Source organism: Paenibacillus sp. Y412MC10 (assembly GCF_000024685.1).
Lineage (GTDB): Bacteria > Bacillota > Bacilli > Paenibacillales > Paenibacillaceae > Paenibacillus_AQ > Paenibacillus_AQ lautus_A.
Genome location: NC_013406.1, coordinates 4,626,008 through 4,652,924, shown reverse-complemented (window position 1 = coordinate 4,652,924; position 26,917 = coordinate 4,626,008). Strand labels below are relative to the sequence as shown.

28 protein-coding genes are annotated in these 26,917 nt (G+C 51.1%); 19 read left to right on the top strand and 9 right to left on the bottom strand.

The annotated features are described in order from the left end of the window. Nucleotides 1-25: 25 nt before the first annotated feature. From GYMC10_RS20130 to GYMC10_RS20120, 3 genes are all read right to left on the bottom strand, one after another. The gene (locus GYMC10_RS20130) at nucleotides 26-952 is read right to left on the bottom strand and encodes a decaprenyl-phosphate phosphoribosyltransferase (RefSeq protein WP_176502425.1); all 927 of its coding nucleotides are present in this window, start codon (nucleotides 950-952) and stop codon (nucleotides 26-28) included. 201 nt (nucleotides 953-1,153) lie between these two features. Next, nucleotides 1,154-1,597 carry a DUF441 domain-containing protein gene (locus GYMC10_RS20125; RefSeq protein WP_015736251.1) on the bottom strand — a complete coding sequence of 148 codons (444 nt, stop codon included), beginning with the start codon at nucleotides 1,595-1,597 and terminating at the stop codon, nucleotides 1,154-1,156. Between the two features lie 130 nt (nucleotides 1,598-1,727). Next, complete coding sequence (locus tag GYMC10_RS20120) at nucleotides 1,728-2,705, bottom strand: YpdA family putative bacillithiol disulfide reductase (RefSeq protein ID WP_015736250.1); 978 nt, start codon at nucleotides 2,703-2,705, stop codon at nucleotides 1,728-1,730. Between the two features lie 218 nt (nucleotides 2,706-2,923). Between GYMC10_RS20120 and GYMC10_RS20115 the strand changes: the two genes are divergently transcribed. Beyond that, entirely contained in the window at nucleotides 2,924-3,229 is a 306-nt protein-coding gene (locus GYMC10_RS20115; RefSeq protein ID WP_015736249.1) for a DUF2087 domain-containing protein, read from the top strand. A gap of 92 nt (nucleotides 3,230-3,321) precedes the next feature. Here the strand turns inward: GYMC10_RS20115 and GYMC10_RS20110 are convergent, their stop codons facing one another. The 4 genes from GYMC10_RS20110 to GYMC10_RS20095 form a co-directional block, all read right to left on the bottom strand. Then, nucleotides 3,322-3,948, bottom strand: a complete 627-nt coding sequence (locus GYMC10_RS20110) for an FMN-dependent NADH-azoreductase (RefSeq protein WP_015736248.1) — start codon at nucleotides 3,946-3,948, stop codon at nucleotides 3,322-3,324. A gap of 78 nt (nucleotides 3,949-4,026) precedes the next feature. After that, nucleotides 4,027-4,875, bottom strand: a complete 849-nt coding sequence (locus GYMC10_RS20105; protein WP_162164388.1) for a DUF4097 family beta strand repeat-containing protein — start codon at nucleotides 4,873-4,875, stop codon at nucleotides 4,027-4,029. Continuing rightward, on the bottom strand, nucleotides 4,872-5,432 hold the full coding sequence (locus tag GYMC10_RS20100) for a DUF1700 domain-containing protein (protein ID WP_015736246.1): 561 nt from the start codon (nucleotides 5,430-5,432) through the stop codon (nucleotides 4,872-4,874). Before GYMC10_RS20100 ends, GYMC10_RS20105 begins: the two co-directional genes overlap by 4 nt. After that, a complete protein-coding gene (locus GYMC10_RS20095; protein WP_009590638.1) occupies nucleotides 5,425-5,754 on the bottom strand; it encodes a PadR family transcriptional regulator in 330 nt (109 codons plus the stop codon). The genes GYMC10_RS20100 and GYMC10_RS20095 overlap by 8 nt, the downstream gene beginning before the upstream one ends. Nucleotides 5,755-6,021: 267 nt before the next feature. Here GYMC10_RS20095 and GYMC10_RS33095 point away from each other — a divergent pair, with 267 nt between their 5' ends. Continuing rightward, a complete protein-coding gene (locus GYMC10_RS33095; protein WP_015736245.1) occupies nucleotides 6,022-6,156 on the top strand; it encodes a hypothetical protein in 135 nt (44 codons plus the stop codon). 36 nt (nucleotides 6,157-6,192) lie between these two features. On the opposite strand, the gene GYMC10_RS20090 is transcribed toward GYMC10_RS33095, so the two are convergent. Continuing rightward, the gene (locus GYMC10_RS20090) at nucleotides 6,193-6,432 is read right to left on the bottom strand and encodes a hypothetical protein (RefSeq protein ID WP_006211206.1); all 240 of its coding nucleotides are present in this window, start codon (nucleotides 6,430-6,432) and stop codon (nucleotides 6,193-6,195) included. 364 nt (nucleotides 6,433-6,796) lie between these two features. Here GYMC10_RS20090 and GYMC10_RS20085 point away from each other — a divergent pair, with 364 nt between their 5' ends. From GYMC10_RS20085 to GYMC10_RS20025, 13 genes are all read left to right on the top strand, one after another. Then, nucleotides 6,797-7,108, top strand: a complete 312-nt coding sequence (locus GYMC10_RS20085; RefSeq protein WP_009590697.1) for a hypothetical protein — start codon at nucleotides 6,797-6,799, stop codon at nucleotides 7,106-7,108. An 89-nt stretch (nucleotides 7,109-7,197) separates the two neighbouring features. Beyond that, a complete protein-coding gene (gene essC, locus GYMC10_RS20080) occupies nucleotides 7,198-11,181 on the top strand; it encodes a type VII secretion protein EssC (RefSeq protein WP_015736244.1) in 3,984 nt (1,327 codons plus the stop codon). A gap of 16 nt (nucleotides 11,182-11,197) precedes the next feature. Further along, on the top strand, nucleotides 11,198-12,004 hold the full coding sequence (locus tag GYMC10_RS20075; protein WP_015736243.1) for a hypothetical protein: 807 nt from the start codon (nucleotides 11,198-11,200) through the stop codon (nucleotides 12,002-12,004). A gap of 27 nt (nucleotides 12,005-12,031) precedes the next feature. Beyond that, a complete protein-coding gene (locus GYMC10_RS20070; protein WP_015736242.1) occupies nucleotides 12,032-12,544 on the top strand; it encodes a WXG100 family type VII secretion target in 513 nt (170 codons plus the stop codon). A gap of 157 nt (nucleotides 12,545-12,701) precedes the next feature. Then, nucleotides 12,702-12,977: a WXG100 family type VII secretion target gene (locus tag GYMC10_RS20065; protein ID WP_006211202.1), complete on the top strand. Its 276-nt coding sequence runs from the start codon at nucleotides 12,702-12,704 to the stop codon at nucleotides 12,975-12,977. Between the two features lie 189 nt (nucleotides 12,978-13,166). Beyond that, nucleotides 13,167-15,254, top strand: a complete 2,088-nt coding sequence (locus GYMC10_RS20060; protein WP_015736241.1) for a serine/threonine protein kinase — start codon at nucleotides 13,167-13,169, stop codon at nucleotides 15,252-15,254. Between the two features lie 42 nt (nucleotides 15,255-15,296). After that, a complete protein-coding gene (locus GYMC10_RS20055) occupies nucleotides 15,297-16,049 on the top strand; it encodes a vWA domain-containing protein (RefSeq protein ID WP_036661656.1) in 753 nt (250 codons plus the stop codon). Nucleotides 16,050-16,060: 11 nt separating this feature from the next. Then, entirely contained in the window at nucleotides 16,061-16,903 is an 843-nt protein-coding gene (locus tag GYMC10_RS20050) for a hypothetical protein (RefSeq protein WP_015736240.1), read from the top strand. Between the two features lie 184 nt (nucleotides 16,904-17,087). Next, entirely contained in the window at nucleotides 17,088-17,483 is a 396-nt protein-coding gene (locus tag GYMC10_RS20045; RefSeq protein WP_015736239.1) for a GntR family transcriptional regulator, read from the top strand. Next, nucleotides 17,480-18,400 (top strand): ABC transporter ATP-binding protein, encoded by a 921-nt coding sequence (locus tag GYMC10_RS20040; RefSeq protein ID WP_015736238.1) that lies wholly within the window; start codon nucleotides 17,480-17,482, stop codon nucleotides 18,398-18,400. The genes GYMC10_RS20045 and GYMC10_RS20040 overlap by 4 nt, the downstream gene beginning before the upstream one ends. Then, a complete protein-coding gene (locus tag GYMC10_RS20035; protein ID WP_015736237.1) occupies nucleotides 18,372-18,965 on the top strand; it encodes an ABC-2 transporter permease in 594 nt (197 codons plus the stop codon). Before GYMC10_RS20040 ends, GYMC10_RS20035 begins: the two co-directional genes overlap by 29 nt. Nucleotides 18,966-19,078: 113 nt before the next feature. After that, entirely contained in the window at nucleotides 19,079-19,876 is a 798-nt protein-coding gene (locus GYMC10_RS20030; protein WP_009590728.1) for an SDR family oxidoreductase, read from the top strand. 121 nt (nucleotides 19,877-19,997) lie between these two features. Then, a complete protein-coding gene (locus tag GYMC10_RS20025; RefSeq protein ID WP_009590658.1) occupies nucleotides 19,998-20,378 on the top strand; it encodes a DnaJ family domain-containing protein in 381 nt (126 codons plus the stop codon). 69 nt (nucleotides 20,379-20,447) lie between these two features. Here the strand turns inward: GYMC10_RS20025 and gluQRS are convergent, their stop codons facing one another. After that, the gene (gluQRS, locus tag GYMC10_RS20020; RefSeq protein ID WP_015736236.1) at nucleotides 20,448-21,425 is read right to left on the bottom strand and encodes a tRNA glutamyl-Q(34) synthetase GluQRS; all 978 of its coding nucleotides are present in this window, start codon (nucleotides 21,423-21,425) and stop codon (nucleotides 20,448-20,450) included. Between the two features lie 170 nt (nucleotides 21,426-21,595). Between gluQRS and hrpB the strand changes: the two genes are divergently transcribed. From hrpB to GYMC10_RS20000, 4 genes are all read left to right on the top strand, one after another. Then, the gene (hrpB, locus tag GYMC10_RS20015; RefSeq protein ID WP_015736235.1) at nucleotides 21,596-24,106 is read left to right on the top strand and encodes an ATP-dependent helicase HrpB; all 2,511 of its coding nucleotides are present in this window, start codon (nucleotides 21,596-21,598) and stop codon (nucleotides 24,104-24,106) included. 78 nt (nucleotides 24,107-24,184) lie between these two features. Next, nucleotides 24,185-24,736 carry a general stress protein gene (locus tag GYMC10_RS20010; protein ID WP_015736234.1) on the top strand — a complete coding sequence of 184 codons (552 nt, stop codon included), beginning with the start codon at nucleotides 24,185-24,187 and terminating at the stop codon, nucleotides 24,734-24,736. 287 nt (nucleotides 24,737-25,023) lie between these two features. Then, nucleotides 25,024-26,220: an acyltransferase gene (locus tag GYMC10_RS20005; protein ID WP_015736233.1), complete on the top strand. Its 1,197-nt coding sequence runs from the start codon at nucleotides 25,024-25,026 to the stop codon at nucleotides 26,218-26,220. A gap of 322 nt (nucleotides 26,221-26,542) precedes the next feature. Continuing rightward, nucleotides 26,543-26,902, top strand: a complete 360-nt coding sequence (locus GYMC10_RS20000) for a helix-turn-helix transcriptional regulator (RefSeq protein WP_009590710.1) — start codon at nucleotides 26,543-26,545, stop codon at nucleotides 26,900-26,902. Nucleotides 26,903-26,917 lie beyond the last annotated feature (15 nt).

Genomic DNA, 26,917 nt, shown 5'->3' with positions numbered 1-26,917 from the left:
TTTCCCTCAATTGCCGTTTTTTTAATTACTCAAAATAGATCAATATACCGATAACGCTGATGACATAGAGGATCACGGTGACCAGGATGTGCGAGTCTTCCAGGAGCACCCGGTCCGGGGCTCCGCCCTTTTTCTCGATATGAATCAGATAAAGATACCGAAACATCCCGTAGATGACGAGCGGAATGGTCCACATAAGATGAACGGTCCTACCGGACGTAAAGGTAAAGAGCGAATAACTGATGATGGTTGCCGTTGTGACGATGCTGCTCATCTGGTCGAGCAGATCAAACGAGTATTGATCAAGCACCTTGCGGTGAGAGCCCTTGTCATGCTGCAGCAGATGAAGCTCATGCCGTCTCTTGCCGATCGCCAGGAAGAGCGATAGCAGCATGGTACATAAAAGGAACCAGGGCGTGAACGGGACGTGAATGACGAGCCCGCCTGCGATCGCGCGCAGCACAAACCCGGCCGCGATAATCATGATGTCGATGATGACAACATGTTTCAGCCGGAAGGAATAAGCCACGTTCATGGCAAAATAGAGCAGCAGTAATGCGGTAAACAGCGGATTGAGCAGATAAGAGACGGCCAGCGAAGCGATCAGCAGCAGTATGCCGAACACGACGGCCAGCTTAGGCGGGAGTGCTCCCGAGGCCATGGGCCGGTATTTCTTCACCGGATGGTTGCGATCCGCTTCGCGATCGGCATAATCGTTCACAATGTAGACGCAGCCCGAAACGAAGGACAGCAGGAAGAAACCGATCAAGGTTTCAACAAGTGACCCCGGATTTACCGTTTCAAACGAGAAGAGGGGGGCTGCAAATATTAACAAATTTTTGGTCCATTGCTTCGGCCTTAGCTGCCTGAAGAGCAGCATGGGAAGCTGCTTTAACGGGGCAGCGGCCGATTCGGTATTCGTTGAAGACAATTGTGTTACCTCCTGATACATCCTAATTCTTAGGGGAATACGGGAAAAGCCGTTAAAATACGATAGCTATCATACCATAAAATAGACTATATATGGTAACGGCCCGTCCGGCATGGTACTTAATAGAACAAATAAACCTCCCTTAAGGTTCATGAAACCGGCAGGGAGGTTTTTGGCCTTTATCCTATTTACCTATATAAATAACAGTTGTTCCGTGAGAATTCACGATTTGCCGATAAGTAAGGACAGCAGGCCGGCGGCAATAAGCGGGCCGACGGGCACGCCGCGGAATAGGGCTACCCCGAGCACGGTGCCGACGAGCAGGCCGGCGACTACCGTAGGGTTGCTGCCCATCAGCGTGGCTCCGCGTCCGCCCAGATATGCGACAAGCATGCCGACGGCGATGGCCAGAAGCGACTTCCAATTCAGGAAGGATTCACCGATCGTTTGGAGACTCATTTTGCCGCTCGCCAGCGGAGACATCACGCCAATGGTGAGAATTATGATGCCGAGGGTCAGCCCGTATTTCTCAAGCCATGGGAAGGCTTGCTGGAAGCCGGTGACGCGGATGAGCAGCAATGCCAGCATGGCTATGGTCACGGCGGAATTGCTGCTGATAATGCCCAGGCCCGCCATTGCCAGCAGAATGAGCGAGGTTACGTCCAATGGAGATCACTCCTTATGATTTAGATATCAGAAAGTATGAATTACCGATGAGCAAGCCTTCCTGATATCGAAAAAAACATCAATTACAAGCGGGTTGTCTTCCGGGAATGTACGCTTTGGAAGACGTTGGTTACACCTTTGTGCCCAGATGCTCCGCGATCAATCGGCCGTGCAGCCTGCCGGTTTCAATGAACACCTCATTGGCATTGCGGCCGGACGCAATTACGCCGGCGACGTACAGTCCCGGAACATTGGTCTCCATCGTATCCGGATTATAGAGAGGTTTCTCCATATCTTCGTCGAGCTGAACGCCGGAAGAGGCGAGCAGTTTGCGATCAGGACGGAACCCGGTCAATGCCAATACAAAATCGTTTTCGATGATCGATTCCTGTCCCTGATTCGAAAGCACGGTAATGGAGGACTCCGCGATTTGAACGACGCGGGAGTTCAGATGAAGCTGGATATGCCCTTTTTGAACCATGCTGTCGAACAGGGGCCGAACCCAAGGTTTGATGTTCTGCGAGACTTCCTCGCCCCGATAGACCATCGTAACCTCGGCCCCGACACGGATCAGCTCCATGGCCGCGTCCACCGCGGAATTGCTGCCGCCGATGATCGCCGTTTTCATGCCGGCATAAGGATGGGCTTCCCGGAAATAATGGGTTACTTTCTCCAAGTCTTCACCAGGAATGCCAATATAATTCGGATGATCAAAATAACCCGTAGCAATGACTACGTGTTTGGCTTGTCGAAGGGTCTCTTCACCGCCGCGTCGCCGCGTCTTTACTTGAAAGCTGCCGTCAGGCTGCTTGGCAATGGTGAGAGCTTCTTCGTATGGGGAAATATTCAGGTTAAAATGTTTGGCGACCCGGCGATAATAGGCCAGCGCCTCGTGCCGGTACGGTTTATCGTTCGATATGGCGAACGGAACTTCTCCGATTTCAAGCATTTCAGCCGTACTGAAAAACTGCATATGGGTCGGATAGAGATAAATGGAATGGACTACGTTGTGTTTATCAATGATCTCGCAGCTGAGGCCCTGGCGGCCGCACTCAATGGCAGCTGCTAGACCGCATGGGCCTGCGCCGATAATTAAGACGTCGAGCATGATGAACCTCCTTATGTATTAACCTTACGCTATCTATCAGCATTATAATCCTACAGCAATTATCGCGATAAATCCAGAATGCAGGCTATCGCACTCCCGCCCGAGCGGGCCTGATGCAGAAAGAGATTGACAAACAATTGTAATTTAATTAATATCTAATTAGACGAGCATTAAATTAGAAATTCGTTAAATTGTTTGTCGAAAAGGAGGAGTCCAGCATGGAACAGACTGCCCGAGAAGCTTACAAAGCATCCGTTCTTCGCAGTTTTATTGCTAAGGACGGATCCTTGCGGTCCATCCCGGCACAGTATAAAAAGAAGCTTGTCATTATGGAATTTTTGGTGGAGCAGTTGGAGACGGGGAGGGAATATCCGGAAAAGGACATCAATGCGTTTATCAAGCGCTATCACGAGGATTATGCGACGATTCGGCGAGAATTTATCAATCATCGATATATGAGCCGGGATCAGGAAATCTATATTCTTAACCCGCGCGAGGAATGGACGCAGTGGGATGCGCTTTAAACGAAAGCAAAACAAAAAAGCTGCCTTCACTGATTTGGTCAGTGAAGGCAGCTTTTGCGAAGTGCTATATGAATGAATACGTATAAGTTCAATTAAAATCCGGCAGCGGCCTTTTTAACAAGCTCAAGACCGTTCTGAACGATCATTTCCGCTTCGTCAGGGAACTGGTTGTGGCCTTCGATGATGAGGGTTTCGATATCCTGCACGCCCCATTGACGAAGATTGCCCATAACGAAGTTGACAGCCATCTCTGCTGCAGCCATAGGACCTTCGGAATAGTTGCCGCCGCGTGCATTCAGGATGACGACTTTTTTGCCGGTCACGAGACCTACCACGCCTTGCGGTGTATATTTAAACGTTTTGCCTGCTTGGTTCAGGTAATCGATATAGGTATGAAGAACGGCAGGGACGGTCATGTTCCACAGTGGGAAAGCCAGCACGATTTTGTCTGCGGCAAGGAACTGGTCAAGATATTTGCTGACATTGGCAGCAGCCGCTTGCTCTTCAGGAGTAGCTTCCAAACCCTTGGCGGCTTTGAACATACCGCTGATGGCTGTTCCGTCGTAATATGGAAGATTCTCTGCGAACAGGTCAAGCTCCGTGATTTGATCTCCCGGATGGCTTGCTTTGAAGGATTCCAGAAACTCATGGTACATTTTTACGCTGACCGATTGCTCGATCGCTCTGTTGTTTGCTTTGATGAATAGTACATTCGACATGTATGAAGACTCTCCTTGTTGTATAGTTTACTTTATAAATTATAGTATATTTCATTTCTATGGTTTGTCAACAATGCCTTAGTGTACGATATCGATATTACCGGAGTAGGTTTCCACTTGGATGGTATCGGTTGTTTCCTTCAATGACTCCGGCGCCGATATCGATCCGGTGAGCGACTTAAGGTCATAGAAACCGCGGAATGAAGGGTCAGGCTGCACTTTCACGTTGCCTGATCTGCACAGGATATTCACCGACGAAACGCCGAGCAATCCTACGTTTACATTGCCGGAAGTGACCTCGATGTCCACGGGGCCTTCCATATCTTTCAATTCGACGTTTCCTGAATGATTGACGAGTTGAGTGGAGGCCTGAATGTCGGAGCCGCGAATACTGCCCGAAATGTTCTCTACGTTCAACTGGTCAGCTACGATTCCGTTCATGTTGATGTTGCCTGACTTTACGGAAATGGCAATCGACTTGGACGAAGCTCCGCTTACCTGGATGTTATTGGATAACGTTGATAAATCGAGCTCCTCGAGTAATGTGCTTGAAGGAAGGACAATGGTTATTTTCCCTTTCGGCGAATGAAAGTCCACGCTCATAAACTGAAACGAATCAGCCGTAGTCAGATCCAAATCGATTTCTTGACCTGCAGGCTTAAAAGCTTCAAGGATATCGACATGCTCCGGCTTTAATTTGCCGTCAAAAGCGATATACCCGTTATCATCGCCGCTGTCCTCAAAAGCGAAACTGACATTCATATTGCTGGTGATTGTTAATTTCTTTAAATTTACGGCATCCTGCAGATCCCATCGGTTCTGGTAGCTGACCAGTTCTTCCCCGAATTTAAACTTGTTCGCAGCCATGCCGATGATTCCTACCAATATAAGTGCGATTGCTAAGCTGAACAACCATTTTCTGTTCACTGTGCGTCACGACCCTTCAACAAACGTGTATTCCATCTGGAGTACCTCAAGGTTAACGATAACAATCCAACCATGGCCAAGCGTGTGGCATATCCAAGGAAGATGCCGATTCCGATCAAGGAGATCGATAAGAATAATTTAGCCGGATAAAACGTTCCATTCAGGATGTAATCGAGCAGAACGAGCACCGGGCTCAGCAAGGTTGCCAGGGCTCCCAGAGCGATGGCGACGCCACCGGACCATAATGCCGCAAGGAACGGGACGGTCACTAATGCACAGAAGAACAAACCGGTTCCCACCGCATATTTGCCTATGGCAGACGGCCTTCTGACCGCCGCGGGAGCAGGCGATTCCATATCCACGTACCGGTCGCCTAACGCTTCCTTCGCCATTTCAAAAGGATCTCCCAACTCCCGGGCAATCTCCTCTTCGGAACGCCCATTCTGCATGCCGATGACAAAATGGGACTCTACATCCTGAATGAATTCCTGGCGTTCACCCGGAGGAAGCGCGGCAAGGCGAGATTCCAAAATCGAAATAAACTGTTTTTTAGTCATACAAATTTCCTTCCTCTATCAAATTGGTCACGTTGCTTACAAATGCTTGCCATTCCTTCACCATAGATCGCATATAAATCACTCCGCTGTCCGTCAGCTTATAATATTTACGGGGGGGACCCTCGCTCGATTCCTGGAGGTAGGTGGTGCAGTAGCCTTCATTAACAAGCCTGCGAAGGAGAGGGTACAGGGCGCCTTCGGCTACCTCGATATGCCGGGAGACGGCTTGAGCCAGCTCGTAGCCATATTGGTCCTTGCGATGGATCAGCACAAGCACGCAGAGTTCAAGAACGCCTTTTTTGAATTGAATACTGACATTCATACGGCGATACCTCCTTTCGTAAGTCCATGTTCATGCTGTTATCACGAGGTAGTAATTAATATTCAGTAGTGATCTACAATAAGATATCACTTAGTACTGAATAATGCAAGGTACTGATCATAAAATGGGTAAGCATCAAAAAACGTCGAACCGTGAGAAGCTTTGTATAAGGGCGGAAGTCTCGTTTAATCTTGAAAAGGCACGGTTAATAGAAGTTATCAGAACATAGGGTCGTTTTTCCAAGACAAGAATGGAGGGATGAACAGTATGTCCATCGATCGGTTTATATTAAAAAAGCTGAATAATTGCCAGGAGATCACAACGCGGAGAAATCTCGTGAAATTGTTCCAGATCCGAATTCAGCGGGCGCAGATAGCCGAGGATCGTTATTACGGGTTATAATGGAGACAAACAAAAAAAAGGGCTACCCCTCTTTTATTAAAAGAGAGATAGCGCAAGAGAGTCGTTTTCGCTTTTGCTGTGTAGAATTGCCTCGGATCCCTCGATTTCAATGCTGATGAGGGAGTTGAGGCATTTTTGCAGCGCCTTTTTGCCGGTTTGGATTTTATGGTCAAGCGCGCTGGTTAGCAGTTTCAATACCTTTTGAACCGGCTGCTTGCTATCCGTAGTAAAATAAACGGGAACCGGCTTGTTTTGGAACATGATCAGTGTTTTCATATCAATCACCTCACGAAAGTTTTTTCATGATATTTGCATTATAAATTGCCAATCTTAAAATAACCTTAAATTCATAGAATTAATCAGCATCATTTTTATGAGCGTGACATTTTTGTGAACGACGGGATTTTACCGTCGAAAAACCCGGATTTCCCCTATAATCAATACATAAATAGTTCCTCGGAACCAACAAATCCGCATCGGAAATAGGAAATAGGAAATATGACACAAATTGACAGAACAGACCCTGGAATGATATAGTTACAATAATGTAACTATTTTTTGCAACTATTGAAATAGGTGATTGGGCTTTCAATATGGAATAAACATAGGATTACCATTTTGAGGAAGGCAGGTTGACCAGATGATACTCACCGTGATCAGCGGTCGAAACGAAGATGATTGGTTTGATATCGACGTACCCGATGAATGCTCTATTGAACGGTTGAACGAGCTGCTGGGATTACGTCTTTTTCGCGAACCCTCGAGTGAAGGGATTCAATATATATTAGAAGCGAAATTCCCGGAAGGCTTGTGGTTTACGGTAGGCGGCCACTCTAACCTGGTTGAAGCGGGATTGAGGGAAGGCTCCTACGTTCGGTTGCAGCGCGCATTCTCGACAACCACCGATGAAGCTCCTGTCTATGGCAGAAGATCGTTGTTTCAAGAGAGTTGAAATTGGGTAAGTAACCCATTGGTTTTAACTGAAACAGCAAAATACATAATTGTACATTTCAGATGCTTTGGATTAGGAGGAAGTGACATATGAACGTGTTGTACCAACGTTCGCCGCGCATTAGACCGGCTTTACCGAATGAAGACTTGGAAATTCTGAGACCCCCGTCCGAGCCAAGCAAGCCGTCGTTTTCCATGATTGCCATCATCATTCCGATTATTATGACGGCGGTGACGATCGGTTTCTATGTCTATATGAACGTGAGCGGTAAGATGGGGAATTCCAATTTCATGATGTTTCAGATGATTTCCATCTTTATGATGCTGACATCCTACACGCTGCCGTTCTTCATGTATTTAAGCAACAAGAAGACCTATCAGAAGAACCTGGCCGAACGCAATCAGAAGTACCGGGCTCAGCTTGATGTGCATCGGGAAGAACTGAAGGAGCGGCAGGAGGATCAGGTCCATATTCTGTTTGACATCCATGGGGATCCGGACGTCTGTTACAACGTTGTGAAGAACCGGAGCAGCAGTTTATGGGAACGTTCCCCGGAAGATAAGGATTTTTTGGAGATTTGCGTGGGCAAGGGGGAAGTTCCGTTTCACATTAACGTGAAGCCTCCCCGTGCGGACGGGTATGATAAGGACCCGTTAATCGAAGCGGCCGAATTGCTGTCATCCGAGTTCCAGACGGTCGACGATGCCTCGATTGCACTGCCGTTATTCGAATCCAAGGTCATCGGGATCGTCGGCGGAAGAGAACGCGTATTAAACATGCTTCGCGTCATGATGGCCCAAACCGCCGTCAGGCACTCGCCTGACGAAGTGAAAATCGCCGCCTTCTACGAGGAGAGGGAAGCAAGCGAATGGCAGTGGCTGCGCTGGCTGCCCCATACCTGGGATGATGACCGTTCCAGCCGCTATCTTGCGGACCGACGGAGCAATGCGCATCAGCTTGCTGATGAAATATTTACCCATTTATACCGGCGTAAAAACAATCGCTCCGAACATGGAAAAAAATCGATTGAGACGCCGGCTTACGTCGTGATCCTATCCGCAGCCCAATTGATTGAGGAAGAACCTCTGCTGCCTCTGTTGATGGAAGATGCCGATGCGGCTGACGCCGTCACCATCATTCTATCCGACCGGAAAGAAAGCTTGCCGATGCACTGCCAGCTTATCGTCGAAGTCGATCGGGAGCAGGCGGCGTACACGATCAAGAAACCGGACGGCACCGTTTCCAAGCAATCCTTCCAATCCCATCACATCAGCAGGGAACAGATCGAAGCATTGGCCCGGTATATGGCGCCGATTCGGCTGAAGCGGTCTTCTGCATCCGATATTCCTAGCGTTTTGGCACTATTCGAGATGATGGATATTCAGAAAATCAACGATTTGGATGTATATAAACGCTGGCAGCAGAACCGATATCCGGATTCACTGCCCGTTCCCATGGGTGTGCGAGCGGGCGGAAAGAAGATTAATTTGAATCTTCATGATAAAATAGAGCGTCAAGGTCATGGTCCGCATGGCCTGATCGCGGGAACGACCGGTTCCGGGAAAAGCGAGGTTATCCAATCCATCGTGGCTTCCCTGGCATCGGAGTTTCACCCTCATGATCTGGCATTCATGCTTATCGACTATAAGGGCGGCGGCATGTCTAATACGTTTGTGAACCTTCCGCACGTCGTGGGCACCATAACGAATTTGGACAATAATCTGATCGAGCGGGCGAAGGTGTCGCTCAAAGCCGAATTGGTCCGCCGCCAGAAAATATTGAACGATGCGGGAAACCTGCAGCACATTGACGAGTATTACAAGCTGCTGCGCAATCGCCATGGCGAGCCGCTCCCGCATCTCGTCATTATCATTGATGAATTTGCGCAGCTGAAGAAAGATCAGCCGGAATTTATGGATGAATTGATCAGCATCGCCGCAATCGGGCGAACGCTGGGTGTCCATTTGATCTTGGCGACGCAGAAGCCGGCCGGCGTCGTGGACGATAAAATTTGGAGTAACTCGCGCTTCCGCATCTGTCTTCGGGTACAAAGCGAAGGCGACAGCCGCGACATGCTGAAGATTCCGAATGCAGCCTGGATCAACAAGCCCGGACGAGGCTACTTCCAGGTGGGCAGCGATGAAGTGTTTGAAGAAATGCAATTTGCTTGGAGCGGCGCTCCTTACATTGAAGAGAAGGATACGCCTGGGGCTGTTTCCATCCGCGAGGTCCGGATCAACGGGAAGACGGAACCGCTGCTTGCGTCGACTCCATCCCTGGGAGCGCATCTGGAAGTGCCCAAACAGCTGCAGGTGTTTATCGACCATGTAGCGGAAGCGGCCAAGGCGCAAGGGATCGAACGGCTGCAGGGTCCTTGGCTTCCGCCGCTTCCGGAGAGCTTGGATTTGGAGGCGGTACAATCCGGCATCGAGCAGCCGGTTACGTTCGGCGATTCGGCTCTCGTATCCTATGTCGGAATGGTTGACGATTTGCCTAACCAATGCCAGAAGCCGCTCGTGCTCAACCTGGAGCAGGGCCACTGGGCCGTATATGGGATGCCAGGGCTCGGAAAGACGACCTTTATTCAAACGATGCTCATGTCGTTGGCGAGTCGATATACCCCGGACTTTTGGCATGGATATATCGTGGATATGGGCCGAATGATGCGGGACTTTGCAGGACTGCCCCATATCGGGGGAGTCATGACGGCAGAGGAAGATGATCGGATCAAGCGTCTGTTCCGTTTTCTTGCAAAAACGGCCGCAGTACGCAAAGACATGATCGCCGAGGCTGGCGTGAAGACCGTTGCTTCCTACCGCCGTGGCAGCACGGTGACGGTTCCGCAGCTGGTCGTGGTTATTGACGGTTATCTGAATTTTAGGAATTCCTATCCGGACGAGAATGATATGCTGGAATACCTGCTGCGGGAAGGCGGCAGTCTGGGCATCACGTTTATCATCACGGCGAACCGGATTTCGGATATGTTCGAGAAGGTCCGGAGCAATATCGCGCAAGCGGTATCGTACGAGCTTGCCGATCCCGCCGACTATTATTACGCGGTGGGTCGTCCCGCGAGAGCCCCGAGCCAGCTTCCGCCAGGAAGAGGGCTGGTCAAAGGCCAGGTGCCTCCGCTTGAATTCCAGACGGCACTTCCGGCTCCCGGCCAGGAGGAGGGGGACCGTTCGGCAGCCCTTCGCGACAAGATTCGTGTACACCATGAATCATGGCATGGCGAGGAAGCCCCGCGGATCGAATCGCTGCCGGACAAGATTCCGCTCCATCAGCTGCTTAAGGTGCAAAAGCCTTATGAAGCGGCCGCAACGGTGAAGTATCAGGTGCCCGTCGGGGTGGCTACGGATGATCTGACTCCTTTTGCGATCAATCTCGAAGATGGGCCGCATTTTATCGTGGCCAGTCCGATGGAAGGCGGTAAGACGTCATTCCTTCTTAGCTGGATGCTTTCGCTCGCATATCATACTTCTCCGGATGAGCTGGAGATCTATACGGTGGATACGCGCTATGGAAGCAGCGGCCTGAGCCGGATGAACCATCTCCCGCATGTCCGCGGCCACGCGGAGAATGAGGAGGATCTGGGGCCGCTTATTACGAGCCTTTATGAACGGGTACAGACCCGGTCGAAGGAGAGCGAGGACCCGGCCATCCTGCTTATGATTGATGACGCCGACGTTCTCAGCAAGCAGCTTTCGGATTTCACCTTGAAGGACCAGCTGTCGGCCATCGTCAGACAGGGAAGGGACCGCAGGGTTCATGTCGTCATTGCCGGCGTGCCGGCGGATTTCCCGACGTATGGCGTCGACTGGTTTACCGATATCAAAGCTGCTCAAAACGGATTTTTATTCGGGACCTTGGATTCCAACGATTTATCGTTCTTCCGGATTCCTTTTTCCGAATCTTCTAATAGTCCTGGAGGACTAAAAATACTTCCGCCGGGACAAGGGTACTACGTAAAACGTAAATTTTCCAGAATAAAAGGCGCAGTTCCGTTCGATGAGGAATGGAACGCCCAAAGATGGGTCACAGAAATTCGCGACCGATGGCATGTTGTAGTTTGAGGGGAGGTGGCTCATAATGTTGACAATTCATGCTTCCAAACAAGAAACGATCACGCTGAATGACAAGGAATTTTTCTTCTTGGCTGGAATTATCGGATCGGACCGATTACTTGGTGTTGAAGATCCTTTTGTAGGATATTTAACGGAAGAAATCGCGGTTGAGTGGGAGAAAACCAAACAATCGCTCCTAAGCAAGCAATATTTGATTCAAGAGGAAGGCGGGGAATTGTCGATTCCACCCGAAGTCTTCTCACGAGTGGCTATTGCCGGTCTTGCGGAACGTGCGTGCTGGTTGAAATATGAAAATCAGGATTCGGCGTTTGAAGGATATTTGCATGTTACTGACGAACGGGTAATACAAGTATGCAGAAGCGATGAAGACAACCGGTGTTACATGCTTAGCGAACTCGGTACCATCGAACAAACCTGCGATCAACTGGTGCAGGATCTGGCCCTCAGCGACCAAAACTGGGGAGATATTCCGGCACTGTTGCTTAGCCGGAAGGAATTCGGCGATATCTATACCTCGGTTACCGAGCATAATTGCGACGATATCGGCGATCGTTTGGCCAGATTGACGGACGATGCGGAGGGTTCAATCGCTTTGGCGAAATGCATGAAGAACAAGGTATCTTCGGGGGAACTCCAGCTGTCGATTTGGAACGGAATCAGCTGGGAAAGTCAAAATGCAGCATTTATAGTGAACGAGTCCATGAATTGGCTGCTGCGTATGAGCCTGGAGGGAGACCAGGACTGGCTAACCGCAGCGCCAGCGACCAAAGAGCAGTTTCGTCATATGTTACTCATGTGGCTGAAACAGTAACAGAGCCTGTATGAAAGGTGAGGACCAATGCGTATTTCTGTCGAGCCGGAGTCTCTCCGGACGTTAAGCCGTCAGCTGCAGCATAGTGGCGATGAATATTTAGCGATAACGAGAACGCTCAACCAAGCCATGGAATCCCTTGTTTGGGAGACGTCTCTCAAAGCGGCGGTTATTGATGAATGGCAGTCTGCCCGGAGTCTTGGAGAGCATCTGGGAGCTCTTCTTGCTCAGCTGGGCAAGCATCTTCAAAGCAAAGCCGATCAATTTCAAGAAACGGATCATCAATACCATACGATTTTGGAGCATGCTATCGTAAGCACCGTATCACCGACGGCTCTGTTCGCCGCTTCCGGGATGGATGGGCGCTCGTCCATACTTCCGGAATATGGTAACTCCGGCACGGTTATATCGAACCCGAGTTCGGCAGCCGCAGCCGTGGGCATGACCAGCGGAGACAACGGGGGAGCGGCTAAACAGGCCGCATTAGCCGGGCAGAGCTGGACCTTTACCGATCCGTCTTCGTTTGGGATTGCCAACTAAATCCCTATTCCATTTGGGAAATTCGGGATGGAAAATGTTTCAAATTGGGACGTATAGGGTAACTCGAAATTAGGTCTGAGGACATTTTGATAAACCGAGTCTTCTGGGCTAAGATGTCAAGTGTCACCAGAAAACGAATTTCAAGGAGGTTACATAAATGGCAGGACGTATTTTAATTACGCCAGAACAAGTGGAGCAAGTAGCGAACCAATTTAAACAGAGCGGTGATCAAAGTCAGCAAATCGTTAACAGCCTGACGCAATCGATCAACGGAATGGAAGGTCAATGGGATGGTATGACGAAGCAGCGCTTCTTCCAGGAATTCCAGGAAGCAAGCCGCTTGATGAACTCCTTCGTACAAACGCTTGACAGCATCAGCAATGAGCTGAAGGCGATCGCTCAGAAATTCCGTATGGCTGACGAATCCCGTTAATATCATTCGGAGACTTTTGCTTTCTGATGCATTATAATAGTTTAATAGGCAAAATAAACCGGGTGGTAGGTAACCCGGTTTTCTTGCAATTTTGGATATTTAGAATGTAGTTAATCGTGAATCAATCGCGGTTCAATCGGTTAATAGAGTTATATAGCAAGGTAATGGAGTTAAGAGAGGGTGAAGTTCATGACATTTCAGCCAAACCCGGGCGATGGGATCGTTGTTAATGGAACGGCTTATACGGTAGGACAGCATCCGGCGGCACCGGGCGTAGCTTATGCCCAGGCTGGGAGGCAAGGGATCGTCTACCAGCTGATCCCCGTGAATGGGGAGCTGCATGAAGCCAAAGCACTTAAAGTGTTTTTTCCTAAGTTCAGAATTCCGGCTATGGTTTATCAATCCGAGCATATGGGGAATTATCGCGAGATACCGGGTTTGCAGGTAAGCAGTCGAGAGGTGCTCACTCCCGAAAGAAACGGAGATTTGATAGCGGAATATCCGGATTTGCTCTACGCGGTCATCATGCCATGGATTCATGGATGTACTTGGTTTGACGTTATAAGCGATCAGCGTAATCTGGGACGTTCCGAAAGCCTGATGCTGGCCAAGGCTTTGGCAGCCATCGGCTCAAGCATGGAGCAGCGCGGATTGGCGCATTGCGATCTGTCTGCGCCTAATGTCATGCTTCCGTTTTTTTCGGAAGTGAAGCTGCCGGAAGGCGCTGCCGCCGTGGAGCTTGTCGATGTGGAGCAGATGTACAGTCCAAAAATGGACCGTCCCGACGTTTTGCTCGCCGGCTCGCCGGGATATGCAGCGCATCGAACGGTGCACAGCGGGTTATGGAGCGCGTATGCCGATCGTTTTGCAGGGGCCGTCATCATTGCCGAGATGCTGGGGTGGAGCGATCCGGCTATCGTGAATCGGGCATGGGGCGAAAGCTATTTTGATCAGCATGAAATGCAGACTCCGTGCGAACGTTATTTTTTGCTTAAAAAATCGCTGGGTCAGCGTTGGGGCACACGGATCTCGGATCTGTTCGGCAGAGCTTGGGACAGTCAGGATTTGAGCAGCTGCCCTACCTTTGGCGAGTGGCTTATCGCTTTATCCTCGGTAAGTGAGGAAGAAGTGGTGGAAGAAGCTCCGGCTGCCGCCGCCACTGCCGCTGCGGCTGCCCAGGATGACGATTCGGATGAATCCGGCTCTGAGCGTTCCCGGGAGGTGCCTGCTGACATCATGGCATCGCTTGGAATCGAGCCGGGCACGCGAGAGGTTAACGACAATGTAGTAGGACGCTTGTTTCATCAGGCGCGCGACTTGGAGAAGGCAGGCAATCTTTCCGGAGCATTGGAAATATTCCGTTCGGCGTATCACTTCGTAAAGAAGGACAGTCCGCTTGAAGTGGAGCTCGCCGCCGCCATACAGGGACTGGAGGAACAACTGCGCCCCGCTGAAGAATCATCCAACAAAGGGATTAAGGCCTTGTTGTCATCCCGGAAATTCATGCTCTCCACCGCTGCGGCCATCGTGATCCTGGCGGGTTCCGCGATTACGGTGAATCAGATATTGGCTGAGAAGGCCGAGAACCGCCAGATGGATGCCCAGCGTTTAGCGGAGCAGCAGGCCCAGGAGAAAGAAGAGGCTGCGCGCAAGCAGGAGGAAGAAACGCAGAAGCAGCAGGAGGAGGCTGCAAAGAAGGAAGCGGAGGCCAAAAAAGCCGAAGAGGAACGCTTGAAGGCGGAAGAGGCGAAGAAGGCCGAGGAAGCCGAGTTGGCGCGCAAGGAGAAGGAGAAATCCGAGCTTCAGGCAAAGTATGATAAGCAGGCGAAGTATGAAGCTTATCTGGCATCGCTTGAGGAGAAAAAGAAGAAGCAGGCGCTGCAGGAGAAATATGATAATCAGGCAAAATACGAGGCGTATTTAGCCCAGCTGGAAGAGAAGAAGAAAAGGCAGGCTCAGGAAGAGGCAGCGGCTAAGGCAGCGGCCAAGGCGGAGGCGGAACGACAGGCTCGAGCGCGGGCCGCTCAGCAAGCGCAAGCCGCACAGCTTCAGAAGCAGCGGTCCCAAAACGTTGTCGAACTGGTTGCCTTGTATAACAAGGCGTATAATGCGCAGGTGGCCGGGAACAAGGACCGCGCGAAGAATGCCGCGCGTGAATTCATAGCGCTATATAACAAGGACAAATCCTATTACAAGACGGTTGGCAAAATGAGCAGCCGCCTTAACAATCTGCAGCAATTCATCAGTGACGACAGCCACTGGATACCTAAACTGTAAAGAAGTAAACATGACAAATTGCAGGGGTGAATGTTATTCACGATGAACTATACCATTCAAGCATCACAGCGCACGCCAGCGCTCATTATATATCTGATTGATATCAGCGCGTCCATGAATATGCTGATGGAGGATCGCAGAAGGATTGATGTTGTTTACGAAGCATTATCCTTAGCCATTCGGCAAATGGTGTTTCGTTCCACCAAGGGGAACCGGCTGACGCCGAGGTACCGGATCGCCATCCTTGCATACAGCGACGACGTATATGATTTGTTAAACGGGATCAAGGGCATTGACGAAATTGCGGCGATCGGCTCGCTTCCGGATTTGACGCCGAAGCGTTTCTCCGATTCGGCCAAAGCGTTTCTTCAGGCCGAGAAAATTCTGCAATCGGAGATTCCCAACATGCAGGATTGCCCTGCGCCGCTCGTATGCCATATGACGGATGGCGTGGCCACGGGAGAGGACCCGGAACCGATTGCCCGCCGTATCATGAATATGAGCGTTCCGGACGGAAACGTACTGGTGGAGAATATTTTCATCTCCGACCATCTGATGAACCAGCCGATCTCCGAACCACGCCGCTGGAAGGGGATATTGGCTGATACGCAGCTTGAGGATGAACACGCGCGCAAACTCAAGATGATGTCTTCCGTTCTTCCCGAAAGCTATCGAGAAATGCTGGTTGAGGCGGATTATCAGCTGAGTCCGGGGGCCTTGATGATGCTCCCGGGCACATGCTCCGAGCTGGTGTCCATCGGGTTCCAGATGTCAGCCGCCACGCCGGTAAGGTAAGAGGTCACAGCATGAAGCGATCATACGCTAGAAGCATGGAAACGTTGGGGATTCGCAAGCGGAAGGCTCAAGCAGCGTCGTTTTATTACGAGAGCAAGCAGACCGGGGAAGAGCCGCTTACGAAGATTAGGGATTTGTTCACATGTCGTTATGCGTATGGCAGAGCGGCGGAATCCGTCATGCTCTCCGAGACGGGCCAGGATTTCATTGCATTGAAAATGGATGAAGAGGTCTGCCATTTTGTATTGTGTGACGGCGTCGGCTTGAGTTATCGAGGCGATGTGGCTTCGCGCCTGCTCGGTCAGGGCTTGATGAACTGGCTGGATACGGTTGAAGATCCCACGTCCTCATCGCTGGAGCGCAAGCTGAAGGAACTAACGCATGAAGCAGATCGGGAAATGCGCACGCACTCGCTGAGCTCCGAAACCCCCAAGCTTCTGCGTGAAGTGCTGGAGGAGAAGCAGCGCAAGGGAAGCGAAGCCATGTACATATGCGGACGCATCGAGCGGTCATCGGGTTTTCGTCGAAAAGGAAGGCTGTGGCTTGCCTGGCAGGGAGACTCCAGGGTACGATTATGGCGTCAGCAGGACGAGATTACTTCAATATTCGGAGACCGCTTCCGAACGGCCGAACGCTGGTCTTCCCGCACCGGACCGATCGGAGGCAGTCCTCACGTGTTTACGTGCAAGCTGGAACCGGAGACCGGTTATCGCCTTCAATTATACAGCGACGGGCTTACGGATCTGGACCCGATGAAGGAGCCGATTCCCGATGAGCAAGTGCAAGTATTAATGAATGCCCGCCATACAGGCGGCCTGGAAGATGATGCTTCCTTTCTGGAGATCGTATGGTAATACAGAAATGACCGATTATTTCGCGAGCCGGACCCATGAGGTCCGGCTTTTTTTACTTGGATTCGAAGATAAACGGAATTGACGCGGCATTATTTAATGTGTATATTGTATATATACAATAAATACTTTATATACACATCATTAACATACAAAACCCTAATATCAGGCACAGAAAAGGCGGTGAATGATTATTGCGATGATTCAGATTATTCTATCCCATTCCGGCGGCGAGCCGATTTACTTGCAAATTGAAAGACAGATCCGGCAGAGCATCATGCGCGGAGAGATGAAGCCGGGAGAGCCGCTTCCTTCCATCCGGCAGCTAGCCAAGGATTTGGGAATCAGCGTTATTACGACGAAGAGGGCATACAGCGAGCTGGAAGCCGTGGGCTTGATCGAGTCGATGGTGGGCAGAGGCTCCTTCGTATCGGGAGGCAATCAGGATATGATTCGGGAGCAGCGCCTGCGCCTGATCGAGGATAAAATCAGGGACATTCTCGAGGAATGCCGGAGCATTCCTATAGAGACCGAGGAATTGATTGAGATGATCCATACAATAAACAAGGAGGAATCCGAATGAAGCATGTGGACGGAATAGAGGATCAGGATCAACCTGCAATGCAAATCAACCATCTGAGCAAGAAATATCCATCGTTTGCGCTGAATGACATTTCCCTTCTTATCCCTAAGGGATACATTACCGGATTGATCGGCCCCAACGGAGCCGGCAAGAGCACGCTCATCCGTTCCATCATGGGGATGGTTGTTCCGGATTCAGGCCAAATCGTCGTGAATGGCCGGCGGCTTCGCTCGGACGATGCAAGTTATAAGGAAGAGATCGGTTTTGTTTCGGACGAGAATATTTTTTATGAGTATTTAACGCTGAATCAAATTATCCGCATGACGTCCCCTTTTTATAAGCGTTGGAACAGCACCAGAATGGATCAGCTGATGCGGATGTTCGAGCTTCCCGGCAGAAAGAAACTAAAGGATTGCTCGAAAGGCATGAAAATGAAGTTTTCCATTGCGATGGCCATGGCCCATGAACCGCGAATATTGATTTTGGATGAGCCGACAGCGGGTCTTGATCCGGTATTTCGCAGAGAGCTGCTGCAATTGCTGAGCGATTTTATACAGGATGAGACCCGTACCATCCTGTTCTCGACGCATAATACGGATGATCTGGATCGAATCGCGGATTACATCACCTTTATTCACCGGGGTCGCATCGTGTTCAGTGAAGGCAAGGATGAAATTATCGACAAATATGTCATTGTCAAAGGCAGCAGCGACCTATTGGACCCGGATGTCCGCAAGCAGTTTACCGGCCTCAAGGAAACGCCGTACGGATTCGAGGCTCTCTCGGCAAACCGGGAATCCGCGCACAAGCTGTTCGGAGACAGCGTGTTATACGAGCGGCCTGCCCTGGAGGATATTATGTATTACACTTCGAAAGGAGACGCTGTTCATGAGTCATATCGTTCCCCTCATTCATAAGGATTGGATGGTCATCCGTAAATATGCTTGGCTCTTTGCGATCTGGCTGGCGTTGTTTTCGTTTGGCAATGCCGTCGGCATCCTAGGTTATATGGTGGCCGGGATGATGATCATCGTCATATCGAATACCGATTTGCATCCTTTCCATAAATATTCCATGAGCTTGCCGATACGTCGCCGGGACATTGTGTTGAGCAAGTATGTCTCTTCCCTCTTGTTTATGTTGATCGGGTTATTAGCGGGTTTCCTGATCCAAGTCGCTTATATCTGGTTAGGCGGGGATGGAGAAGGCGCTGTTCTTTATCAAAATATAGTGTCCGGCATTTCCTTGATCCTGTTTATAGCCGTGTACTATCCTCTCTATTATTGGCTGGGGCCCAAGGGCGGACAAACGCTGAAGCTGGTGCTGGTAGCGGTGTTGTTCGCGATTACGATGGCTATCAATACGCTGTGGTCGGATGGCCTGCAAACGGATTATCTTTGGTATGGACTCGGCATATCCTGCCTGGTGGTTTTCGCTTCATATCAGCTCTCAGCCTATATCTTTTCGCGAACGGACGTGTAAGTCCAACCGGATCTTGCAAAAAATTAGAAAACATGATTATAAAACAACTCCTTTTGGGTAATCTTGTGACAGATGAACGCATAACGGATAACGACAAAAGGAGCGTGTTGGACATGAATGAAGGACACGGACGTTTTCATGGGAGAACGGCGATCATTACCGGTGCCGGATCAGGCATCGGGAAGGCGGCTGCCATTCAGCTGGCAAAGGAAGGCGCGAATGTGGCCTTATTCGATCTGTTGGATGACCGGACCCATCAAGCGGAATCGGAGATCAACTCCATTCGCGAAGGGGCGGCCAGAGCATTCGACGTGGATACAACCGATCCCGACCGGGTGGAAAAGGCAGTCCTTGAAACGGTTGAGATATTTGGCGGCGTCGATATTGTATTTGCCAATGCAGGGATTAACGGCGTCATGACGCCGATCGATGAAATGAAGCTGGAGGAATGGGCCAAGACGCTGAACGTAAATTTGAACGGGACGTTCCTGACGGTCAAATATGCAATTCCGCATCTCAAGAAGAGGGGGCAGGGCAGCATCATCATTACGAGCTCCGTCAATGGCACTCGAACCTTCTCCAACTTTGGCATGAGCGCCTACAGCACAACCAAAGCGGGACAGGTCGCTTTTGCGAAGATGGCTGCGCTGGAGCTGGCTCAATTCAAGATCAGAGTCAATGTGATTTGTCCCGGCGCGATATCCACCAACATCGACCAAAGCACGAAGAAGCAAGGGGATTTGGAGGAAATCGTGATACCGGTTGAATATCCTGAAGGAAGTCAGCCGCTGGCAGACGGACCGGGGACGCCGGAAGAGGTCGCCGATTTGGTGGCGTTCCTCGCTTCCGACCAGTCGAGACATATTACAGGGGCGCAGATCTTCATAGATGGAGCGGAATCGCTGTTGTAATGTTGAAATGTTGTAAGGGATCGGATGTACCTGCGTGTGATCCCCTACATTTAGAACTTGGAATATCCCGCGGGCTGATTTATGATGAGAGGACGAAGGAACAGGAGGAGGCTGGACTTACATGAGCATCTTTTCCAGATTGGCTGAGCAGAAGATCGAGGAAGCGATCCGCAACGGAGAATTCGATAACCTGCCTCTTGCCGGCAAAAAACTCCCGATCGACGATCTTTCGCACATCCCGGAAGATTTGAGGATGTCCTACCGCATCATGAAAAACGCGGGTTACGTTCCTGAAGAAGTCACGCTTCGGAAGGAATGCGTCCAGCTCTATGATTTGCTCGGCGCTACCCGAAACGAGGGCGAGCAAGAGCAGCTCAAACGCAAGCTGAACGAAAAGCACCTTAGGCTGCAGTTGCTGCTGGAACAGCGGGGGCTAAGCGGTAACAGCGCGTTTACGCAGTATGAGTCCAAGGTCAGGGAACGATTGACCGGTAAGGAATAACATAACAGCGCCAGTCTTTCTTCTCGCCTCGAGAATGAAAGGGCTGGCGCTGATTGTTTTTCGCTAAAGTTAAAGCTCGAACAGCCGGTTTTTGACAGGATCCGTAATTTTTATGGGGAATGAAGAAACTTTCGATAAATCAAAAAGAGGGATCAATTCCGCAGGAGTTACTGCTTCCGGGTGATCCAGGAGCCCGGCTGTCCATGCCAGCCAGCCAGTTAAGCGTTCCGGCCCGATGCCCTGGCCGCGCAGAAAGGAGAGGCTAAGCCCGCGGGTTCTCTTGGCCAGCCGTTTGCCCTCCGCATCCACCATCAGCGGTGTGTGCGCAAACTGCGGCGGCTGATAGGACAGCGCTTCATACAATAGCAGCTGACGAGGGGTGGAGTCCAGAAGATCAGCTCCACGGAGCACATGGGTTATGCCCATTAGCGCGTCATCCACCACCACCGCGAGCTGATACGAAATGATATCGTCGGCTCTCCTCACGACAAAATCTCCGCCGTCGGATAGCCGATAGCGCTGCACCCCGGCAATGCCGTCAACAAAGGAAACGATTCTGTGCGGCACCTTCATGCGCAGCGAAGGTTTCTTATGAAGCTCTTTTAAGGCAGCTTCCTCCCGGGTCAACTCTCGGCAGGTTCCCGGGTAGCGAAAGCCCTCCGATGCAATGCCATGCGGTGCGCTGGCTGCTGCCGTAATATCCGCCCGGCTGCAATAGCAGGGGTACAACATATTCAATTCCTTCAGTTTGGCGATTTCCCGTTCGTATAACGCGTGGCGAGCAGCCTGATGATACGGCCCGCAGGCTCCGCCAACGCCGGGGCCTTCATCCCAATCCAATCCGAGCCATTCCAGATCTCTTATGATCTCGTCTGCGAGCTCTTGGCGGGAACGCTGCACATCGATATCTTCGATTCGGAGTATATATTGACCGTTCATACTCCTCATTTGCAGCCATCCAAGCAAAGCGGTCAAGGCATTGCCGATATGCATCTTACCTGATGGCGTAGGGGCAAAGCGGCCGCGAAATGTGGCTTGCTGCTCCATACATTTCACCTTCCGACTAATTGAATCTTGATGTTTCCATGGGAATGATACTCATATTGTAGCGCATATGCATCGATTCTCGCCAGCCAATGGCCTACTTGACGTAAATCGGCTGTTTAATATAATTAAGGGATTATATTGATATTCGATAGGATGACGGAGAGATATCCATGACTGAACTACCGATTCACCGAGTATTACCGCAATTGAAAAAGGCTTTATCAACAGGAACTCATGCCGTGTTGATCGCTGAACCGGGTGCAGGGAAGACGACGCAAGTGCCGCTTGCTTTTCTGAATGAACCTTGGCTTGCCGGCAAACGGATCATCATGCTGGAGCCCAGAAGGATCGCGGCCCGCTCAGCGGCGGGATATATGGCGTCCTCATTGGGAGAAGCGATAGGAGAAACGATCGGGTACCGGGTCCGGATGGACAGCAAGATCGGACGGGACACCCGGATCGAGGTCGTCACGGAAGGCGTTTTGACGCGGATGCTGCAGGATGATCCGGAATTGACCGGCATCGGCATGATTATATTCGACGAATTTCATGAGCGGAATTTGCAGGCCGATGCCGGACTGGCTTTTGCGATGGAATCCCAAGCGGTGCTGCGGGAGGATTTAAGGCTGCTGGTCATGTCCGCTACCCTTGAGGCCGAGCCGGTTGCAAAGCTCCTTGGAGACGCACCGGTCATCGTCAGCGAAGGGCGTGCTTTTCCGGTAACGACTCGCTATCTGCGCTCGTTCCCACTGGATGAGATACATAAAGGTGCGGCAAACGCCATTACGCGCGCGCTCTCCGAACAGGAAGGCGACATACTCGTATTTTTGCCAGGTGCTCGTGAAATCAGGCGGACCGCGAATGAATTATTAAGAACGGGCTTAAGCGCAGAAGTCGTCATTCGTGAATTATACAGCGCGCTTTCAGCGGAGAAGCAGGATGAAGCCATAAAACGCGATGTGAACGGAAGGCGTAAAATTGTTCTGTCCACAAGCATCGCGGAGAGCAGCATTACCATTCAGGGGATCAAAACCGTCGTGGACAGCGGTTATATGCGAACAGAGGTATTCTCCCCGAGAACGGGACTGCCGCAATTGATCACGAGGCGGCTGTCCAGGGCGTCCGCCGATCAGAGAAGGGGCAGGGCAGGCCGCGTCTCGGCCGGCGTGTGTTATCGCTTGTGGAGTGAGGAAGAGCACCGCCATCTGCCGGAGAGTACCATTCCGGCGATCCGCGAATCCGATCTCGCGCCGCTGGCCTTGGAATTGGCCGTATGGGGTGCGCGTGATCCGGAGCAGCTCGCTTGGCTTGACGCGCCGCCTCGGCTGGCCTATACGCAAGGTCAAGCGTTATTGAAGCAGCTATCGGCTCTGGATGATACGGGCAGCATCACCCGGCACGGCCGTGAGATGGCGCTGCTTGGAGTTCATCCGAGGCTGGCTCACATGCTGCTGAAGGCACAGGAAATCGGCGAGGCCCCGCTAGCCATCCGAATCGCCGTTCTGCTTCAGGAGCGCGATATACTGAGCCGAAGCGAAGCGCTTCGGGACCAGGATTTGCGTTCGCGCGTGGAACGGCTTCTCTTGTTTGAACAGCATGGACAGCGATCCGCCCAGCAGGACACGGCGAACGAAGCCGTGCTGCAGCGGATGAAACAAGAGATTCGGAAGCTCCATGCCCAGCTGAATATCGAATATGCAGCTGACGGTGACTTGAACCTCTGCGGCCTGCTGCTGTCGTTTGCCTATCCGGATCGGATCGCGAAGAACAGGGGAGGTAGCGGGTTTCTCATGCGCAGCGGCAGGGGCGTGAAGTTGGCTGCGGTTCAGCCTATGAGCCGTGCCCGGTACATTGTGGCCGCAGCCGTAGATGATCAAGGTGCAGACGGGAATATCCAGCTAGCTTCCGAAATGGATGAAGTCTGGCTTGAGCAGTATTATCTTGACGAGATGGAACAGCAGAAAGAAGTCGCATGGGATACAGCTTCCGGCAGCATCAGGGCCAGGCAGAAGCTGATGCTGGGAGCCATCGTTGTCAAGGAACAAGCCTATCCCAATCCGACAGGGGAGGAAATAGCGCGCGCCTTGCTGCAAGGGATCAGGCAGGAGGGCCTTGGCTTATTTCAGTGGAGCAAGGCGGCCATGCAGCTGAGAGAACGGATGGCCTTTATGTTCCGGCACGAAGCCGAAGGGGACTGGCCGGATGTATCGGACGAAGGATTGCTGGATCGTGCGGAAGCGTGGCTGCTTCCTTATTTGGACGGGCTGCGGAATCGTAATGATATCAGGCGACTGGCACCCGGAACGCTCTTGGAGCATATGCTCAGCTGGGAGCAGAAGCAGCAGCTTCAGAATGAAGCGCCGACGCATATCAAGGTGCCGAGCGGGTCGCAGATCCCGATCAACTACAGCAACCCTGAACAGCCGTTTCTGGCCGTTCGTCTGCAGGAGATGTTCGGGATGCGGGACACGCCGCGGATTGCCGGCGGGCGCGTTGCGCTGACCTTACATTTGTTGTCGCCTGCGCAGAGACCGGTCCAGGTTACCTCCGATCTGTCGAGCTTTTGGGCAAACGGGTATTACGAGGTGAAAAAGGATCTAAAGGGTAGATATCCTAAGCATTATTGGCCTGATGATCCGCTGGAGGCGGTCGCAACAAATCGGACCAGACCCAAGGCATAACAAGGCAGCGCCACGTTTAATTTCCCCTCCCGTCGGGTAATGTTAAATATGAACGACCACCGATGAGGAGGGTTTATCATGGAGAAGAAAGTTGTTGGGGTATTTCGTTCGGAACAGGAGGCCGCTCAAGCTATAGAGCAGCTGCAGCGGCACGGAATTCCGAACGATGCCATTTCCATTATAGCGAAGGACAAACGCGAGGCGGACATGATAGCCGAGCAGACGGGAACGATGGCTCCCGAAGGAGTAGCTGCGGGTGCAGCAACAGGCGGCATACTTGGAGGCACGGCAGGATTGCTGGCTGGACTGGGAGCCCTCGCCATTCCCGGCATCGGCCCGATTCTTGCGGCCGGACCGATAGCAGCGACGCTTACGGGCGCAGCAGTCGGTGCGGGAGCCGGCGGGCTGGTCGGAGGTTTTATCGGCCTTGGCATCCCGGAAGATGAGGCGAAGGAATATGAGTCCTATGTCGAGCAGGGACGGATTCTCGTCATGGTTGACGCCGATCAAGAGAATACCGGCATTTACGATATATTCCGCGATTACGATTACAGAAACGAGGGGCGATACGGTGCGGCTGATCCAGACCGGGACGACACATTGCCGCCTCGAGGAACTACGCTGCTGTAAAGGCGCGTGAACCGGTTCCGATTCGGAACCGGTTTTTTTGTGGTCAGTAAGTAACACTTCCTCATTTGTGCCTTGTAGATATTCGTTTAGAAACGAGGTCGCTACCCGCGGTAAGTCTTCCGTGAACGCTCGCCGATAGAAGTTTTCAATATATACATAATCATACGGATGAATGCTAGGTTATGGAGTCAGCCGTCATGCCCAGTAAATAATTGGATTAGCCCGTCAAGGGAGAAGTCCCTTACAATGAGGTTGATTATACGAAGCCAGCATGAAGGGGGAGCAGTATGTCCAAACAAAGAATTCCGGAAATCGAGCGCCTCCGAGGAATGGCCTTCCTGGCTGTGGTTTTGCAGCACTCCATCGCGCATTATTCGGTAGCGCCGGGGATGACGGCAAACGATGGCCTGATGATGGGCTTCCTCCTGATGGCGACGAAATTCGCTGTGCCCGTCTTTATTTTTATTACCGGCATGGTGCTGTTTTATAATGATAAAGGCCGTTTACAATACGGCAGGTTCATCAAAAGACGATTCGGCGACATTTATGTTCCTTTTGCCTTATGGACCCTGATCACGTTATTAATCAATCATAAGTTTAATCCCGCATTGATCGGGGACTGGAAATTTCTTGGGGAAGTATGGTTAACCGGAAAAGCCAGCTCGCATTTTTGGTATATTATTATGCTGTTCCAATTTTATTTGCTGTATCCACTCTTCAGATCCGCCATACTGGGAATCAAGGAACGATGCGGCATACGGACGCAGCTTACGATACTGGTTCTTTCCGGGCTTCTGTACGTGGGATTAACGGGAGTGATCAACGATATCGGACACTGGATGGGAAGTTTGAGCATACCGGTGTGGAGCGAGCTGTTCACAACCTATGCGGATCGGAATGCACTTTATTATTTCTTCTATTTTGCGCTTGGGGCAGCAGCCGGCTTATATCATGCCTCTTGGATAAAATGGCTGGAGAAGGCCCGGCCGGCCATATGGCTGGTCTTTGCATTTACGTTCGGCTGGATGCTCATGCAGGCCGTGAATGAAATCCGTTCAGCGGAGAATGGAGCGATCACGTTCTATTCCTTGTCGCTGTTGCGGCCGATGATGGCGCTTTTCCTGATTAGCTCCATCATGGTCATGTACGATACGGCCGGCTGGATTACCCGCCATGCCGGAGCGCGGACGAATGCGCTCCTAACCTCCATTGGAGTCTATTCGTACGGTGCTTACTTGATGCATTTATTAACGCTCCGGATAAGCTACGCAGTCGATGAGTATCTGCTGATCGGCATGCCATCTCTGGTGAGGATCCTTTCTTCATGGATCATCAGCGTGGCGATAGCGTACGCCGCAACGCGCCTGCTTGCAAAGCTGCCGTTCGGAAAATGGCTCGTCGGCATCGCGGGTGCACGGAACCCTCGCTCTATTCGGCCATACGGCAAATCGCATCCATCCGCCGGGACAACCACCGGCATGTGAAAATAAAATGAAGCCCACCCTTTAGGGTGGGCTTTTTCGTGGGCTCGCGCCATCGTTCCTAAGACCCAAACGAACCAAACGACCGAACCAACAACAGTTGAAAAACTAAACATTATACAATTGCAACATATGAAAAATTCATAATAGAAAAAACATGCGCATCCCTGCCTCATTCCCATGCGACCATCACCTGCCAACGTTTCAATCCACGCCTTCTTGGTTTAAAAAGAGAAGGATGCTTCCTATTGTGCAAACTGGGAAACTGTGGGTTATAATAAGGTATATTATGGGACAAGTAGCTCGTGAAGGAGGAGGCGTCCGAATGGCATTTATGATCGCGCAGCGCGCTTTTATCAAAGTATATCTTATTACCATGGTGGAGCAGCAGCGCGGATATGGATATCAGATGCTCGAAGAACTTCGGCAGGAATTCAAGAGCCATGGATATTCGCCGCCGCAAAGCGAAATCTATCGTGCGCTGCATGAATTGGTGCAGGAGGGGGTTCTATACCGTACCAAACAGCTGAAAGGAAACGATCCGCGGGTCGATTTCCAGGAAATCGTACTTTATCATTTTACTGACGAAGGTGCCGAGAAGGCCAAACTCTATAAAAAACAGGTTAAGACCGATTTGGATCGATGCTTGGGGATCCTTCATAAAGCCGTAAACGACAATTATTAAAAATCGATCCGGAAT